The 14,844-nt window shown below is 61.9% G+C and carries 11 protein-coding genes and 3 pseudogenes; 10 read left to right on the top strand and 4 right to left on the bottom strand.

From position 1 onward, the window contains the following. Window positions 1-87 precede the first annotated feature (87 nt). From FV227_RS29270 to FV227_RS29265, 6 genes and pseudogenes are all read left to right on the top strand, one after another. Window positions 88-240, top strand: coding sequence for a hypothetical protein (locus FV227_RS29270; protein ID WP_187274934.1), 153 nt, complete (start codon window positions 88-90; stop codon window positions 238-240). 1,175 nt (window positions 241-1,415) lie between these two features. Beyond that, on the top strand, window positions 1,416-2,567 hold the full coding sequence (locus tag FV227_RS24240) for a glycosyltransferase (RefSeq protein ID WP_147860103.1): 1,152 nt from the start codon (window positions 1,416-1,418) through the stop codon (window positions 2,565-2,567). A 75-nt stretch (window positions 2,568-2,642) separates the two neighbouring features. Beyond that, a pseudogene (locus FV227_RS24235) lies at window positions 2,643-3,815 on the top strand (IS701 family transposase); the annotation flags it as partial. A gap of 725 nt (window positions 3,816-4,540) precedes the next feature. Beyond that, window positions 4,541-5,581 (top strand): annotated as a pseudogene (locus FV227_RS24230) (IS630 family transposase). Between the two features lie 2,456 nt (window positions 5,582-8,037). Next, on the top strand, window positions 8,038-8,805 hold the full coding sequence (locus FV227_RS24220) for a GntR family transcriptional regulator (RefSeq protein ID WP_147860101.1): 768 nt from the start codon (window positions 8,038-8,040) through the stop codon (window positions 8,803-8,805). A 369-nt stretch (window positions 8,806-9,174) separates the two neighbouring features. Further along, window positions 9,175-9,318, top strand: a complete 144-nt coding sequence (locus tag FV227_RS29265; protein WP_187274933.1) for a hypothetical protein — start codon at window positions 9,175-9,177, stop codon at window positions 9,316-9,318. A gap of 220 nt (window positions 9,319-9,538) precedes the next feature. On the opposite strand, the gene FV227_RS24215 is transcribed toward FV227_RS29265, so the two are convergent. From FV227_RS24215 to FV227_RS24205, 3 genes are all read right to left on the bottom strand, one after another. Then, on the bottom strand, window positions 9,539-9,775 hold the full coding sequence (locus tag FV227_RS24215) for a hypothetical protein (protein WP_147860100.1): 237 nt from the start codon (window positions 9,773-9,775) through the stop codon (window positions 9,539-9,541). 79 nt (window positions 9,776-9,854) lie between these two features. Next, entirely contained in the window at window positions 9,855-10,157 is a 303-nt protein-coding gene (locus tag FV227_RS24210; protein ID WP_147725755.1) for a hypothetical protein, read from the bottom strand. Next, a complete protein-coding gene (locus FV227_RS24205) occupies window positions 10,154-10,834 on the bottom strand; it encodes a ParA family protein (protein WP_147860099.1) in 681 nt (226 codons plus the stop codon). Before FV227_RS24205 ends, FV227_RS24210 begins: the two co-directional genes overlap by 4 nt. A gap of 671 nt (window positions 10,835-11,505) precedes the next feature. Between FV227_RS24205 and FV227_RS24195 the strand changes: the two genes are divergently transcribed. The 4 genes and pseudogenes from FV227_RS24195 to FV227_RS24180 all read left to right on the top strand — a co-directional run bounded on the left by FV227_RS24195 (window position 11,506) and on the right by FV227_RS24180 (window position 14,607). Beyond that, the gene (locus FV227_RS24195; RefSeq protein WP_246686629.1) at window positions 11,506-11,715 is read left to right on the top strand and encodes a hypothetical protein; all 210 of its coding nucleotides are present in this window, start codon (window positions 11,506-11,508) and stop codon (window positions 11,713-11,715) included. A gap of 415 nt (window positions 11,716-12,130) precedes the next feature. Next, a pseudogene (locus FV227_RS24190) lies at window positions 12,131-12,444 on the top strand (transposase); the annotation flags it as partial. A gap of 244 nt (window positions 12,445-12,688) precedes the next feature. Further along, window positions 12,689-14,302 (top strand): TolC family outer membrane protein, encoded by a 1,614-nt coding sequence (locus FV227_RS24185; protein ID WP_147860098.1) that lies wholly within the window; start codon window positions 12,689-12,691, stop codon window positions 14,300-14,302. Between the two features lie 14 nt (window positions 14,303-14,316). Further along, on the top strand, window positions 14,317-14,607 hold the full coding sequence (locus tag FV227_RS24180; protein WP_147860097.1) for a LysR family transcriptional regulator: 291 nt from the start codon (window positions 14,317-14,319) through the stop codon (window positions 14,605-14,607). A 93-nt stretch (window positions 14,608-14,700) separates the two neighbouring features. Here the strand turns inward: FV227_RS24180 and FV227_RS30065 are convergent. Then, window positions 14,701-14,844, bottom strand: a 144-nt coding sequence (locus FV227_RS30065; protein WP_187274932.1) for a hypothetical protein, incomplete at its 5' end; no start/stop codon positions are given.

Genomic DNA, 14,844 nt, shown 5'->3' with positions numbered 1-14,844 from the left:
CCACAGTTGGATATGGATGTATACAATAAATATAACTCAGGTTAAGAAGTATATATCTAGAGAACAGATCGAGTTGGAGATACACGCGTGCTGATCATTCTCTTGTGCGGTGCAATGATCATGGCCGCGCTTGGGCTTTGGGTCGGCGCGAGTTGGGGCTGGATCGGCGCAGTGCTCGGCGCACAGCTTGGCGCCGCCCTCGGGGTCGTGCTCGCTGCCGCGTTCAAGCTTCGCCGCTAAAACTACCGAGCCCTGATTGTCTCTTGAGCTCGAGCCCTCGCCCCGGCCCCGTCAAGCTGTCGATTGGAACAAGAAAGCCCTCCCTCGACGTTAAGCACTAACGCGAGGAAAGGCCTTGGCGTGCTCGATAGTCAGGATCGTTCTGCTCGTGCGTCTCTCATCCTGAAAAAGTCGTCTCGGACCGTAGAATTTGCGATCTCCTCAAAGTCGATATTCCGTGTGACCGGAATTGAAAGACCGAAGGTCGCGGTCTATGTGCTCGCCGAACTCGCAAGCACCTCATCGATGGAAGAGGGCATTCCCGTAAGGTCGCTTGAATGATCCGCGCTATGTCTATCGTGATCGCGGCAGAAGCCATTCTGCTCAGCGTTTGCCAAAATTCCTTTGCAGCGTCTGATATTACGATCGCTGCCATTGCCTCGGGCAGGCTATACATCGTTGGAACTACGGAGCGACCTCATCAACAGGTCGTGCTTGACGGTCAGTTCCGAACCGAGTCGGACGAGGCGGGAAAATTCGAGTACACGCTGATCTACCATCCGGCACGTTGCATCGTCAGCGCTACGATTGATGGCAAAGCCTACGAGGCTGTCGTTGGCAATTGCGGACAGCAGGGACCGCCGGGCTCCACCGCCTCGTCCTTACCTATGAGAGGGACCACCAGTGCGGGTCTGGCAACTCAGGGGCCTCCGGGCCCCCCAGGCCCTCCCGGTTCTCAAGGACCGGCTGGTCCCTCAGGCCCTCCCGGTCCGCCCGGGGCACCAGACCCCGCCACGACCTCGGTTCTTGGCTCGGCGCTCCCCGCCGGCCCACCGCCGGTCGTGTCCCAGCCCTCCATGGCCAATAAACCGCTCGGTGCGACAGCCGTCTCTCCAGCAAAGCGTCCGCCGATGACGCAGCCGCCCGCTCCACCTCACCGCCCAGCGATCGCGACTGCGCCAACGGCAAAGGCCATCCGCCCCCCGCCACCTGTTCGCAAGCCCAAACCTAAGCCACAATCCGACCCCGACGACCTTGCGCCCAGCGAAAACTAACGCTCTATGCAATGACAGCGCGACAAGACAAAGCTCAAGTGCTAATTCCTAAAGCCGCTCATCGAACGTTTCAAACAATCAATGCTGACGAAGACCAATTGATCGAAAACCGCCGTAGTTCATGTCATGAGAGAACATTAGATGAAAGTTGCGATTATTCATTACTGGCTTGTTGGAATGCGTGGCGGTGAAAAAGTCGTCGAAGCTTTATGTGAGATGTATCCAGATGCAGACGTGTTTACGCACGTCTATGTTCCAGACTCAATATCGGCCAAAATCAGAAGTCATCGTATTACGACATCATTTATTAGTAAATTGCCAAAATCATCGAAGATGTATCAGAGCTATTTACCGTTGATGCCTTTGGCTCTTGAACAGTTAGATCTCCGCGGCTACGATCTCATTATTAGCAGCGAATCCGGTCCGGCCAAAGGAATTATTCCTCCGCCGGAGTCGCTCCATATCTGCTACTGCCATTCGCCGATGCGGTACATCTGGAATATGTTCCATGATTATAGGGAACGTTCAGGATTTCTGACGCGCCTCATGATGCCGGTGCTTGCACATTACGTACGGAATTGGGACGCAATATCTGCCAATCGCGTCGATTACTATGTAGCAAATTCGAAAACTGTTGCTTCTCGACTACAAAGATACTATCGTCGCGAATCGACTGTTATTCATCCTCCCGTAACAGTAAGAGATTTTTCGCCTGTTGCGTCGGAAGAAGTCAGTGATTACTATCTGATGGTCGGCGAACTAGTCGCCTATAAAAGGCCTGAACTTGCCGTTGAATTATTTAATAGAACCGGCAAAAAATTAGTAGTAATCGGTGGCGGACAAATGCTGCATCAACTTCGTGCTATGGCACAGCCAAATGTTACTCTCCTTGGTTCTCAGCCGTTTGATGTTTTAAAACACCACTACGCCCGATGCCGGGCGCTCATCTTTCCTGGCGAGGAAGACTTCGGAATTGTTCCTGTCGAGGCGATGGCTAGTGGTCGTCCAGTCATCGCGTTCAAGCGCGGAGGAGCCACGGAAACTGTTGTTGAAGGTCGCACAGGCGTGTTTTTCGACGTCCAAAGCTGCGATGCTATACAAAATGCTATTGTGCGGTTTGAAGGCATGACATTCAACACCACGGATATTGTTGCGCACGCAAACGATTTTTCTGAGACCGTGTTTGAGAAAGAAATGCGTGCGTTCATCCGGCGCGCCCTCGACGAAAGAGCAGGGCATTCTCAAGACTTAAGTCATTCAATCCATCAATCCAAAAATTTATCGTCACATTAAAACCTGTTCGCCTGCCGCATACCCGAATGATGTCGAGTACGTCCGCTCTAGAGGCTGTTATGAACTGGCTGCCAACGGCTCGGGCTATCGGGCCACGACCAGTTGCAGCACTTCATCGCCAGCCCAGCCTGGGACGATCGCCCGCTCTGGACGGAGCTGGCCCGTCAGGCGGATCGACTGGTCGGCGGATCCGATGCCTGCCTGGTGATCGACGACACCGCCCTGCCGAAGAAGGGCACGCGCTCGGTCGGGGTGGCGCGCCAGTACTGCGGTGCGTGGGCAAGCAGGCCAACTGCCAGTCTCTGGTCTCCCTCACCCTGGCGCAGGGCGAGGTGCCCGTGCCGGTGGGCTTGCGCCTGTTCCTGCCCGAGGCGTGGACGAGCGATCCGCAACGATGCGTGCAGGCCGGCGTGCCCGAGGCTACGACCGCGCCGCGGAGCAAGGGTGAGATCGCGCTGTCGGAACTGGATCGCCTGAGGGCCGCCGGTCTACGCTTCGGCACGGTGCTGGCGGATGCGGGCTACGGCGTCAGCGCCGCCTTCCGTCACGGCCTGGATGCAAGGGGCCTGCGCTGGGCGGTGGGCATCGTGAAGAACCAGAACGTCTACGCAGCCGACGTGCAGCTCGTGCTGCCGACGGGGCGCGCGCGCAAGCCCTCGCCGGACCGGGAGCCGCGGGAGGCCGAGGCGGTGCTGGCCGACCTGACCTGGCGACGCGTGACGTGGCGCCGGGGTACGAAGGGCAAGCTCTCGGCCCGGTTCGCCGCCATCCGGGTGTGGGCCGGCGACGGTCCGGTCTGGGGCAACAACCGGCATCTGCCGGGCGCGAATGTCTGGCTCGTGGGCGAGTGGCGCTCGTCGGGCGAGCGCAAATACTACCTGTCCAACCTGCCGGCCGAGACGTCACGGCGCGCCCTGGCAGGCACGATCAAGGCGCGCTGGGTCTGCGAGCAGGCCCACCAGCAGCTCAAGGAAGAACTCGGCCTCGACCACTTCGAGGGACGGTCCTGGACCGGGCTGCATCGACACGCGCTGATGACGTGTATCGCCTGCACCTACCTGCAGCACCTGCGCCTCCCCGAACATTGTCGGACGGGGCGGGGAAAAAAATGACGACCCGCCTACCGGGGCCGCCGCCGTCACCCAGCCTGCCCGCCGTGCGCCAAGCCATCATCGGTCAGCTGTTCGCCAGCCTCGTCCTGCCCGTCCTATGTCCGCACTGCCGAAGGCACTTCAGGCTGCCCTCTAACATCAAAGTGCCCAGGTAGTGCTAGCTGCTTGGTGCAGGGCTATCTGTGTTCCGCTGAACCTTGTGGTACCCCTGTGATGAGACAGCATTCAATAACTGCGCGCTGCGGCATTATTAGTCGTGATCCGGTCGGGCGAGTGGACGTAGCTCTCGCACGTCGAAATCCAAGGCAGCGCCTCCGGACTTTAACCACGTCGATAGCAACCGCCAAAGGCTCGTGAATCGTCTGGAATACACCCCTCACTTTCAATGATAAGGGCGGATCAGTTTGGGAAGGGTCAGAGCCTCTCTTTCCCTCTTCGTCGCCCTATCACGAACTACGAGCAGGATAACGACAGCTATTGCAGCCAAGCTTCCCCCAAAAGGCATCGTCACGATAACAGCGATCGCTCCGTAATCAGCCATCCAGGCAGCCGTTGCTATCCCACCGAGGAGGGCTGCCAAAGTGAGTACGGTCATGGTATCCTCATTTGCAACTTATAATTGCATTTGACCATACTGGAGGAAATGCTGCGGTTCCAGTCTGTCGCCTACGCATGAGTACGTAGCTATGGGTAGGGTGAAGCGGTTGTTCATCTCGGCAGCTAGAAGCTATGGCGAGCACGTTGTTGGCCTGCCCCCGTTCGGTGGCCCAGGTACACATTATATCAATCGGTGGACGAAGACTCTTGGGGTTCCGTCGCGCGGGCGGATTTGATTCGATGGGGTGGACCGGACGGTATGCCATGTCGGCTGCGTTGCCGTTGCGCGAGGACTTCAACGCCGACGCTCTGCGACCGCCGGCCCGGACGAGCCGGGAGGCCGGCCAGAGCCGCCGACTGCTGGCGCTGGCTTCGATCTACGCGGGCTGCAGTCGTACGGACGTGGTCCGGATTGGGGCGGTCTGCAGACGGTAGGCGATTGGGTCGTGGCCTCCACCGCGCAGGGCCCGGCCGGGCTGATCGATCGCACGGCCTCCGGCGCCCCGCCTAAGCTGGACGCGGCGCAGCGGCGGGCTCTGGCGCGGGCCATCGAGGAAGGGCCCGACCCGGGCCGGCGCGGGGTGGTGCGCTGACGGCTGAAGGATCTGGTCACCTGGGCCTACGCCAGCTTCGGGATCAGCCTGGACGAGAGCACGGTTAAGGCACTCGGCTTCCGCAAGCTGTCGGTGCGCCCGCGCCACCACGAGTAGGACCCGGCCGCCCTGGCGGCGTTCAAAAAACCTTTCCGCCGCCGTAGCGGCGATCCGTGCGAAGCTGCCGCTCGAGACCGCGATAGAACTGTGGTGGCAGGACGAGGTGCGTGTCGGCCAGAAGAACACCCTGCCGCGACGCTGGGCGCGGCGCGGGACGCCGCCATTGGCGCCCAAGGACCAGCGCACGGCCTTCGTCTACAACTTTGGGGCGATCTGCCCCGGGAAGGGCAAGGGCGCCGGTCTCGTCCTACCTCGCTGCGACAGCTAGGCGATGAATCTGTACCTCATCGAGATCAGCCGCTGCGTCGCGCTCCGCGCCGACGCCATGCTGATGCTAGACGAGGCAGCCTGGCATGTCGCCCACGACCTCGTCGTACCCGCCAACATCACGCTGCTGCCGTTGCCCGCCTGTGCACCCGAACTCAACCCGGTCGAGAATGTCTGGCAGTTCATCCGAGACAACTGGCCTGACGAGATCTTCGTCTCCTACGACGACATCGTCGATCGCTGTTGCGACGCCTGGAATAGGCTCGTCACTCAGCCCTGGAAAATCATGTCCTTTAGGCTGCGTTCGTGGGCCTATCGGTCATAATCACCGCCAATTAATATTAGACCCGCCCTTGCCGGCGCGCTACGACACGCCGGCCATGTGGTTGAAAGGCGATATCGTCCTCACCGTCTCTTTTCATCGACTGCAGCTGCTGTTCGACAAGTGGGACGGAGGACGACGCGTCTACGACGTGCGGGCGCTTGATGACAGAACGTTCGAGTACGTCAAAGAATGTGTCCGGGCGGGGCTTGGTCTCACTTGGCCCCTGTGGGGGTCCAGATCCATATACCGTCTGTCGCCGGTAGCCCCGGCAATAAAGTCCTGTTCGTCGGGCCGCTGCGGACGGTAATCGCATGCCACCGTAGTATCAGAAAGCCCCGTCCTTGTGGCGGGGCTTTCGCTTTTGTGGCCGGAGCATTGAGTCCCTGTTGCTCCTGACAGGCCGAGGTAATGGCGCGTCAACCCGAACTCCTCCCCGACTGGCCGCGCCTCTTGCGCCGAACGTTCAGTTTATTTGGGCATCTGCCGAATTATATGGGTGGTGTTGGGGGACAAATCTGCTGCCAAAGTTCCCGGAGGCTGGTGACTAGATCCCCTTTGTGAAGCATCTTTACGCATTTCAGACGTTTGCAATGATTTAACGGAAACACTCGTCATAGGAACTTCTCTGGAGGGGTAATCTTTGGCTTCCAAAGCCTTCGCCGGCTTTTGATCCCCGCATCCTTTGCATACAGAAACAACCCAAGACTGCCAAAGACCGTTCGTTTTCTCTTCGACTGACTTCGCTTGCTCGCGATGGGCAGAAGCTAGAGTGACTGTATCGAGATCGGATTGCTGTGTTGGAGCTGTTGCAGCACGAAGCTCGTCAAGCCGTACATTCGGCTTTTCCAACGTTCCCGTTGGCGCTGCTACGGTGAGAGAACCTGTCGTGCTGGGCCCACTTCCGCATCCCACGCAGACCTTCGTGCTGATTGTATCGTCTGCGACCTGACGGGGCGTCACTCGGTCAATAGGCTTGACCGACGTTGGGCTCGCATCTCGGCTCGGCGGCTTGGTCTGACCTACCACGGTGGTATTGGGCGCCTTTTCAGTCGAAAGGGGGCCGCCACCTGTTCCCGTCACATCGGGCTGCGCGGAGACAGATCCTATACACAGCGTGCAAATCGCCAATCCAATGGCGTGCGAGCGGATTAGTGTCATGGGTGTCTCCCTGACACCTTAATCAATCACTCTGCCTAGAGTTCAATATTATATTTGCGCCTCGCGCTGTTCACGGTTCGACCCGCTTTTAACGTGGCCCCTATCGCAGAGCGGCACGCGGAAATTTAGTCCACACGTGGCTTCGTTGACGATTAGCTAACCTGCCAATGCCAAGCTTGCGGCGAGCTGGGCTCAGGACCGGTTCGCTGGTGAGATGGACGAAGCACCCGTCGCCCCGTGATCAGATCGGGGGACGGGCCTGCTCATGGTCATGGCGTTATTTAGGATTTAGCAGCCTGAACAAATGGGCTTTGCTGCGTCTCGCCCGCCCTTTACCAACCGATCCATCTCGGCTTCACGATTATAATTCTGCGGATCAATAGCCGTTGAATTTTTCTGGCTGGTCGTCGATGCTCCCGTCGCAGACGTTGCGCCGGTCTCCGTCACGTCGCTGCCGATTGACCCATGAGACCGAATGGCCAGTGCCGGTGCCGGTGCCGGTGCCTTAGAATGATTCGCGGAGTGCGGAAGTTCGCTAAACGAGCGAGCACGTCCGGTGGCTTCCAGCATGGCGGTAGGATTTACACCGCGTCGGCTATTACTTGCCTGTGGCGTCAGGAGGGTGCCAGGGATGACTACCGGTGCGAGGGCAGCGTCCTGTCTGAATGGAGCAGCTGAAATCACCGCCGACGATGCCCCAGCGCCGGGCATCGCAGCCGGCGGCAACGAGCTGTAGGCGGTCGATCCCAACTGCAGCCCTGAACAGCCCCCTACAGCGAGCAGAACCAATCCGAAAGTCGCAATCCGCTTCACCATCTTGGTCGCCCCGATGCGATGCCCGACCTTTCTGGGCGAGCTTTAGCTTGGCTTTTAACCCATGGGTGCTCACGAGGTCCAACTTGCAGCCTGGACGCAGGGGCGGTCCTTAGATCCGCGGCCAGAGCCGAAGACATCAGTGAGGGTCAGGCCGGCATTCAGGGTCCGTTATCGTAACGCGGCCCTGCCCCTACCGTTGACTTAGCCATGCCTGCCGGCCGACATGCCATGTCCGGCTGTGGCGTGCCTTGTGGCGAGTCGTGAGCCGGCATCAGGAGAGATCGCCGCGAGATAGACCCCTGAAAAGCCAACGGCGCCTACCCCTGGCAGGGTGGCGCCGTCGAAACCCGAGTGCCTGTGAAAGGCGAGTCGCTTCCCTTCACAAGCCACATGCTCCCGGTGGGAGTCAAGACGGAACGTGTTTCCGTCAACGGGAAGGCTTTGCCTGGACCCTAGCCGCGGCCCGTGAGGGACCGGGTTTGATGAACTACGCCTATGAAATCCGCCGGCAGGCGGAGGCGGCCCCGCGCGCCGCGTTGCCGGCCGTCACGACTGCATTGTGGAAGGCGTTCGGAGAGGGACACCTGTCCGAAGCTGAGGCCGAGGCGCTGTCCGGGCTGATCGAGGCGCGGCAACTGTCAGGAACCGAACGATCTGCCGAACAGGCTAAGACCCGCTCAGGAGTTCCTAGAAGCCGCGCAGGCACTCGTCCGCGCACAGATGCCTCGATGGTCCGCCGACGGCGCTGGGCGGCCTCTGGACGGCTTCCGCCGGCTAACGCGGCACGGTTCACCCTGGCCGAGCAGGCGGTGCTCGCGCTCGTCGCTGCGGAGACCGTCCGCCAGGGTGACTGCCGCCTCGCAGTTGGGCATCTCGCGGCGATCGTCGGCGTGTCTGAGACCACCGTGCGCAACGCAATCCGCGAGGCGCGCAAGCTCGGGATGGTGACAGTGGAAGAACGGCGTGTGACCGGCTTCCGCAACGACACGAACGTGGTCCGCATCGCGTCCACCGAGTGGACGGCTTGGCTGCGGCTGACGCGGAAAGGGAGGGTGTCGAACCCCCACCCCTTCCAGGCCGAAGAGAGAGGGTGCAAATCAGTGATGCGCACGCATACTGATGTTTCATACCTTGTAAATTTAGGGACTCGGAACTCTCAAAAAGGCTGCCGACAAGCAGCGGGCGACCCTGCCGTCAGAGCCACATCTGGAATTCGCGAGTTGGGTCGAGCGGGCCGAGCTATGCGGTAGCCGCACACGAGCGTTCGCCATGCCGGACGCGTCTCAGTCTTCGCAGGGTGCTATGCCGCCGGCCTCTCGACGCACGCGCTGTCGGCGGTCGCGAACGCCGGTAGCTTGCTGAGCAGACAGAGCACGTGATGACAGGTCGGTGCGGACCAGTTCCCTGCGCCGGACCCGTGAAGCCTCGGGCCGGGTGATCGCTTGAAGGTCGGTGCTGCGGGGAACAGGAACCGCCGACGCCGGCTTATGGCCCGTTCGAAGCCTCGAAGGAGTGGCGGCCTCGCTTGAGAGGGCAAACAGAGCCACCGCAACAGATCGGGCAGCCTGTTGGCCGCGAATGCGGCACCGTCCACGGTAAGTCAGACCGGTTGCTGAAGGATGAGCAACAACACAAAGGCTTTGGTCCTCGCGCTCACGACTGAAGATTCGGAACTACGTGCGGCGCTCACCGAGGCGCAGGAGCTTCTGATCGAGACCGCCGTCGATGAGGGCGAGATGCATGCTCGTGTCGAGGAGTTGTAGATGGAGTTGGCCGTGGCACGTGCGGACCGTGATGCTTGTGATCAGCCCCCACGAGGCTTTAATGGGGGCGGATCACCTAACCTATCTCGACAAGCGTACCCCGATGCATACATTGCCGGGATGCGCGCTACCCTTGTAGCTCTCGCATTTGTGGGTTCGGTCACGGTCGCAAACGCGATCGAGCCCGACTTTCGGCAGCTACTTGCCGCCGAAGCGCAGGCTACACGGGCTTGTCAGAAGAGCGCCGACATGAGCGGAGCAGACGCCATGCGTCTCGCTCTGCCCGCGCCTCAGCCAACTCGGCTTGCAAGCTATCGGTAAGGGCATGCAACTCGCCGGCATCGACCGCCATCTCGATGAGCTGATCCTGAGCCTCTGCGAGCTGAAGCCGCAGCTCGGCGTTTTCCGTGGCGAGTTCCAGCAGGGGCAGGTCGGGAACAGTCCCGCCTTCTTTCATTCTGCATCCGGTGCGCTGATCGCTCCAGCCGCTGCCGCGCTGAGAGCTGCGGTGATCGCTATGATTACGGTTGCCTCGATCATGCGGAGGCCTTCCCGATCATGGCAACCAGCCGGCCGAAGCCCTCGCGGTAGGACATCCGCTCCGTCTCGCACCACTCCACGAACTGGTTGATGTCTGTGATGGCGGCCCGGAGGTTGAGTTGGTCGGTCGGCTCATCCACGGCGATGCGGCGCTTCCGGCGGGTCGGCACCTCCCGGCTCGGGAAGCCGAGCTTCTCCGCGACACGGTCGATCTCCCGGGTAACAGGCGTTGCCGGCTCAGATGCGCTCGGATGGATCTCGGCGAGCTTGCCGAAGCCGAAGGATGGCTTGGTGTTCACGCGGCTGCCCTCACGTTTAAGCTGCTGACCAGCTCGATGATCTCTTCGGACAGGCGCTCGGCGTTGTCCCGTGCCGCGGGAAGGCCATTCACGAGGGCGGGGTCTAGCTCTGCGAGCGACCGGTTGTACGTGAACATGCTCTTGTAGGCGGCCCGTTCGTTGAGGTGGGTGGTGAGCACCGGGATACCGACTCCCCGCAACTCATCGATGATCATTTTTTCGTTCCGCGTTGGGATCGCCGGCGAGGTCCGCGTGAACAGCACCCGAAACGGGATCATGCGGCCGACGACCTGCTCCTCTTCCTGCACCAGGCTGACGGCACGGGCGGCCTGAGCAGCGTCGACGGCGCTGGCCTGCATCGGGATCAGCACTAGGTCTGAACGCATGATCGCGCGTGAGACCATGCGGCTCGCTGTGCCCTCAAGGTCGACCAGCACGAACTGGCGCGTGGCACGCTCGGCGTCGATCGCCGAGACGATACCGCTCTCGCCGACATCGCCCAGCACCTTCATGGCGGTAGCGCTGCTCCCGCGAGCCCAAGAGGCGATCGGCCGGTTGGGGTCGCAGTCGAGCATCGTGACGGTGGCGCCGTGGGCGGCCAACGTCGTGCCGAGCACGAGAGCGGTGGTCGACTTCCCAGCGCCCCCTTTGGGGTTTGCTATCGATATGACCGGCATGCCGCTGATCTCCTGTCGAAGCGTAGGGTCCGACAGGATAAGGGGCGAACGGTTACCGAGGGGTTAATTCCCTCTTCGAGCGTATGGCACCAGGGGCGCCTATACCCTGCGCATGCAACGCCTACGCTCGGCTAAGCAAGGGTCATCTAGGCTCTGCTATGTAATGATAGCTATCAGTAGAATCCGAGTGACATGGAGGTGTAGGTGGCTCCTGCTGAGACCGCTAAGCTACGCTCAGATTGATGGATTTCCCTCGTAGAGCCCCACGCCGATCTGGCCTGAACACCGCTTCTTCTACCTAATCGATTGGCCCCAGCTCTCGCACGAGATCCGGTTCGTCCGCGCCAAAGGGCAGTGCGAGCAATGCGGCCGACCGCGCGGCCGGGTCGTCCTGCACCTAGGCGACGGCCTGTGCGGGACGAGGACGCCGGGCGCTGGCGCTGTGACTGCGGCCGGCAGCTCGCAACGCAGCTGGCCACCGCGGAGATCGCGGGCGCCGTGCGCCGGACCCGTTTCTACCTCGCCACCGCGCACCGGAACCACGACACGAGCGTGAACGACGCCTGCAACCTCGCAGCCTGGCACCATCAAAGGAGCGCCGCCTCGGCTGGGCGGCCTATGGGCGACTTCCTCCGGATCTTGCGGCACGGTTCACCCTGGCCGAGCAGGCGGTGCTGCAACTTATCGCGGTTGAGACCGCCCGGCGGGGCGATTGCCATCTTGCCGTAGGGCATCTTGCGGCGATCACAAGGGTCGCCAAGACAACGGTGCGCAATGCCATCCGTGAGGCGCGGAAGCTCGGGATGGTGTCGGTCGAGGAACGGCGCGTGACCGGCTTTCGCAACGGTACCAACGTGGTTCACATCGTGTCGACGGAGTAGACGGCTTGGCTGCAGCTGGCGCGCAGCTCGCCCTCTTCGCCGACGGCATTAGGTCTCCCGCTTTAAGGAGGGTGCATATCCGCGAAGCGCACGCCTACTAGAAATTTTTTTGTCCTGTAAGTTCAGGGCTTCAGAACCCTCAAAAGGGCTGCCGACAAGCGGCGCGCGACCCTGCCGTCAGAGCCACGTCCCGAACCTGGAAGGCGGGTAGCACCGGGAGAGCCATGCAGTAGCCGCACGTAGCCGTTTGGCATGTTGGACGAAGCAACCTCGGCCTTGCGAGCGGCCGATCGGCAACGCAAGCCACCTTGGCGCAAGCTTCTCCGACCTAGGCCTGCTATCGAGCCTGCCTCACAGCTGCAGGCAAACGGGATGCGGGATGGTATGGCTATCGGCGCCGAACGTGTCAGGGCATTCACACTGCGAGGCGAGCGCACAACTTTTGGAGCGCTCGGCGGCGTTCCGGATCATGCGGGCCGACAAGGGCTACGACAGCGACGCCATCCGTCGTCAGATCGAAGCGACGGGGGCGGCGCCCAACATCCCGCCCAGTCCAACCGGCAATGGAAGCCGTGCTTCTCCCTCGTCCTGTACAAGGGACGCAACGCCACCGAACGGATGATCGGGCGCCTCAAGGACTTCCGCCGTATCGCCACGCGATACAACCGATTGGCCATCAACTACCTAGCTGCCGTCTGCATCGCCGCTACCGTCAGCCACCAGTTATGAGTCCCCACTTAGGCCCCTGTGTGGTGCGGCTGCCCCCCAGTCTGGCCCCTTCGCGAGGTGTCGCTTTAATATCGCATCGCTTGGGATTCAGAGGGTTGGCTGGCTGTGGCAGCGGTTGGAAAGGGTGGAGTGCGATAAGGTCCCCCCAGGGCGGGCTTGGCTGGAAGGTGCACAACGCGCGCCGTCTCCGTCTCTTGCGTGAGGCGGGGATCCAGTCATCGAGACACCGCAAGGGCTGATCGACGTGACAGAAGACAAACCTGCCGCCTGCCGCAGATACCGGATCGCCGGCCTTGCCGTCGCCGCCGGCTTGGCTGTGGCTGGTCCGGCCGCGTCGGAGACTTTGGAGGGCGCGCTCGCCAAAGCCTATGGGGGGAACCCCCAACTCAACGCCAGCCGTGCGGGCGTGCGGGCGACAGACGAGAACATCGCAATTGCCAAGTCGGGATACCGCCCGACGGTGAGTGTCGAGGCGGATCTCGGACTGCAGTATTATGAAGGCAATGGCGGTGGCGGCACCAGCACTGCGGGATCCGCGCTGGGTAGTACGTCCAGCAGCTTGTTGGGCGGTACGTCGAGTGGGGGGTTAGGCACGACGACGGGTGTCTCGACGGGTATCTCTTCTGGGACCACTGGCGTCTCCACAGGCGGAACAGGGTCTTCCTCGTTAGGTAATACGAGTGGTAGCAGTGGCACGTCCGGCAGCGGTGGAACATCCATAACAAGCACGGGAAGCAATACGTTTCGTCAAACGACCCTCCCGGGTGGAGCGGGTATTACGGTCACGCAGCCGGTTTTCGACGGCTTTCGAACTGACAACAACACGCGTCGGGCAGAGTCGACGGTTTATAGTCAGCGAGAGATCTTGAGATTTACCGAGATGTCCGTGCTGTACAGCGCGGTGCAGTCCTACATGAACGTGCTCAGCAACACCGCGACGCTGGAGCTGAACCGCAACAACGTCGAGGTGCTGGAGGAGCAGCTCCGCCAGACCCGCGACCGCTTCAACGTCGGCGAGGTCACCCGCACCGACGTCGCCCAGGCCGAGGCGCGCCTCGCCGGCGCCCGCTCGCAGGTCAGCGTCGCGGAGTCGGCCCTGCGCACCAGCATCGGCACCTACCGTCAGAACATCGGCGTCGAGCCGCGCCAGCTCGCCCCGGGCCGCCCGCTCGACCGCTACGTGCCGGCCAACCTCGACGCGGCGATCGCGATCGGCCTGCAGGAGCATCCGCAGATCCTCTCGGCGCTGCACGCGGTCGACGCGGCCGAGGCGCAGGTCAAGGTTTACGAGGGGGTGCTGTATCCAACCGTCAGCCTATCCGGCTCGGTCAATCAGCGTTATGATCAGCAGATTGCCAATTCGAATGCTGTCGTTGCGGCAATCGTCGGGCGCGTGACGATCCCGCTGTACCAAGGCGGCCAGGAATACGCGCAGATCCGTCAGGCCAAGGAAACGGTCGGCCAGACCCGCATCCAGGCCGATCAGGTCCGCGACCAGGTCCGCGCTCAGGTGGTCGACTTCTGGGGCCGGCTCGAGGCCGCCAAGGCACAGGTGATCGCCGCCCAGGCCCAGGTCCAGGCCAACGAGGTCGCGCTGAACGGCGTCCGCGAGGAAGCCCGCGTCGGCCAGCGCACGACCCTCGACGTGCTCAACGCGCAGCAGGAGCTGCTGAACGCCCGCGTGAACCTGATCACCGCCCAGCGCGACCGGGTGATCTACTCCTACGGCGTGGTCCAGGCGATCGGCCGCCTCACGGCGCGCTACACCGCGGTGCCGGTGGCCATCTACAGCGCCAAGACCCACTCCGATCAGGTCAAGGACCTCTGGTACGGCGTCCGCTCGCCGGACGGCCGCTGACGGTGGGATGGCACATGCCCAAGAAGCCGCGCGATCTGGCACAGCTCGATTGGGAAGACATCCGCTTGTTCCTGGTCGTGACGGAAGCCGGATCGATCCGTGCTGCGGCCAAGCGGCTCGACGTGCACCATTCGACGGTGGCCCGCCGCGTGCTCAAACTCGAGGAAACGCTCAATCAGCGTCTGATCTGCGCCAGCTCAGCAGGCGTTTCGGCGTGTCACCTCACGCCGAAGGGCCACACCCTTCTCGAGCTCGCGCAATCCATGTTCGATACGGCCCAGAAAATCAGACATTTGCGAACTTAGTCAGCGACGTTCTACGCCACGCGATGCGAACGGGCGTCCGCATCGCGTGATCGCCAGACCTCGTGCAGCCGCCCCCCGAGGATACGACGACGGCTACGCGCGTCCGGCTTCCGCCGCCATCGCCGCCGCCGCCGCGTCGAGCCCCCAGGCGAGGAGGTCCTTGGCTTCCGCGGCGGTCGGCGCCTCGGTGTAGCACCGCAGCTCGGGGGCGTTGCCCGAGGCGCGGAAGTGGATCGT

Source organism: Methylobacterium sp. WL119, from assembly GCF_008039875.1.
Lineage (GTDB): Bacteria > Pseudomonadota > Alphaproteobacteria > Rhizobiales > Beijerinckiaceae > Methylobacterium.
Note: the sequence above shows the minus strand (reverse complement) of the source record. Positions and strands in the feature narration are given on the sequence as shown.

What these genes read in the sequence shown, in the direction of transcription:
- FV227_RS24180 (WP_147860097.1), top strand. Translation starts at nt 14,317, where the DNA reads ATGCCCAAGAAGCCGCGCGATCTGGCACAGCTCGATTGGGAAGACATC.
- FV227_RS24205 (WP_147860099.1), bottom strand. Translation starts at nt 10,834, where the DNA reads ATGCCGGTCATATCGATAGCAAACCCCAAAGGGGGCGCTGGGAAGTCG.
- FV227_RS24240 (WP_147860103.1), top strand. Translation starts at nt 1,416, where the DNA reads ATGAAAGTTGCGATTATTCATTACTGGCTTGTTGGAATGCGTGGCGGT.
- FV227_RS29265 (WP_187274933.1), top strand. Translation starts at nt 9,175, where the DNA reads ATGAGCAACAACACAAAGGCTTTGGTCCTCGCGCTCACGACTGAAGAT.
- FV227_RS24215 (WP_147860100.1), bottom strand. Translation starts at nt 9,775, where the DNA reads ATGAAAGAAGGCGGGACTGTTCCCGACCTGCCCCTGCTGGAACTCGCC.
- FV227_RS24220 (WP_147860101.1), top strand. Translation starts at nt 8,038, where the DNA reads ATGAACTACGCCTATGAAATCCGCCGGCAGGCGGAGGCGGCCCCGCGC.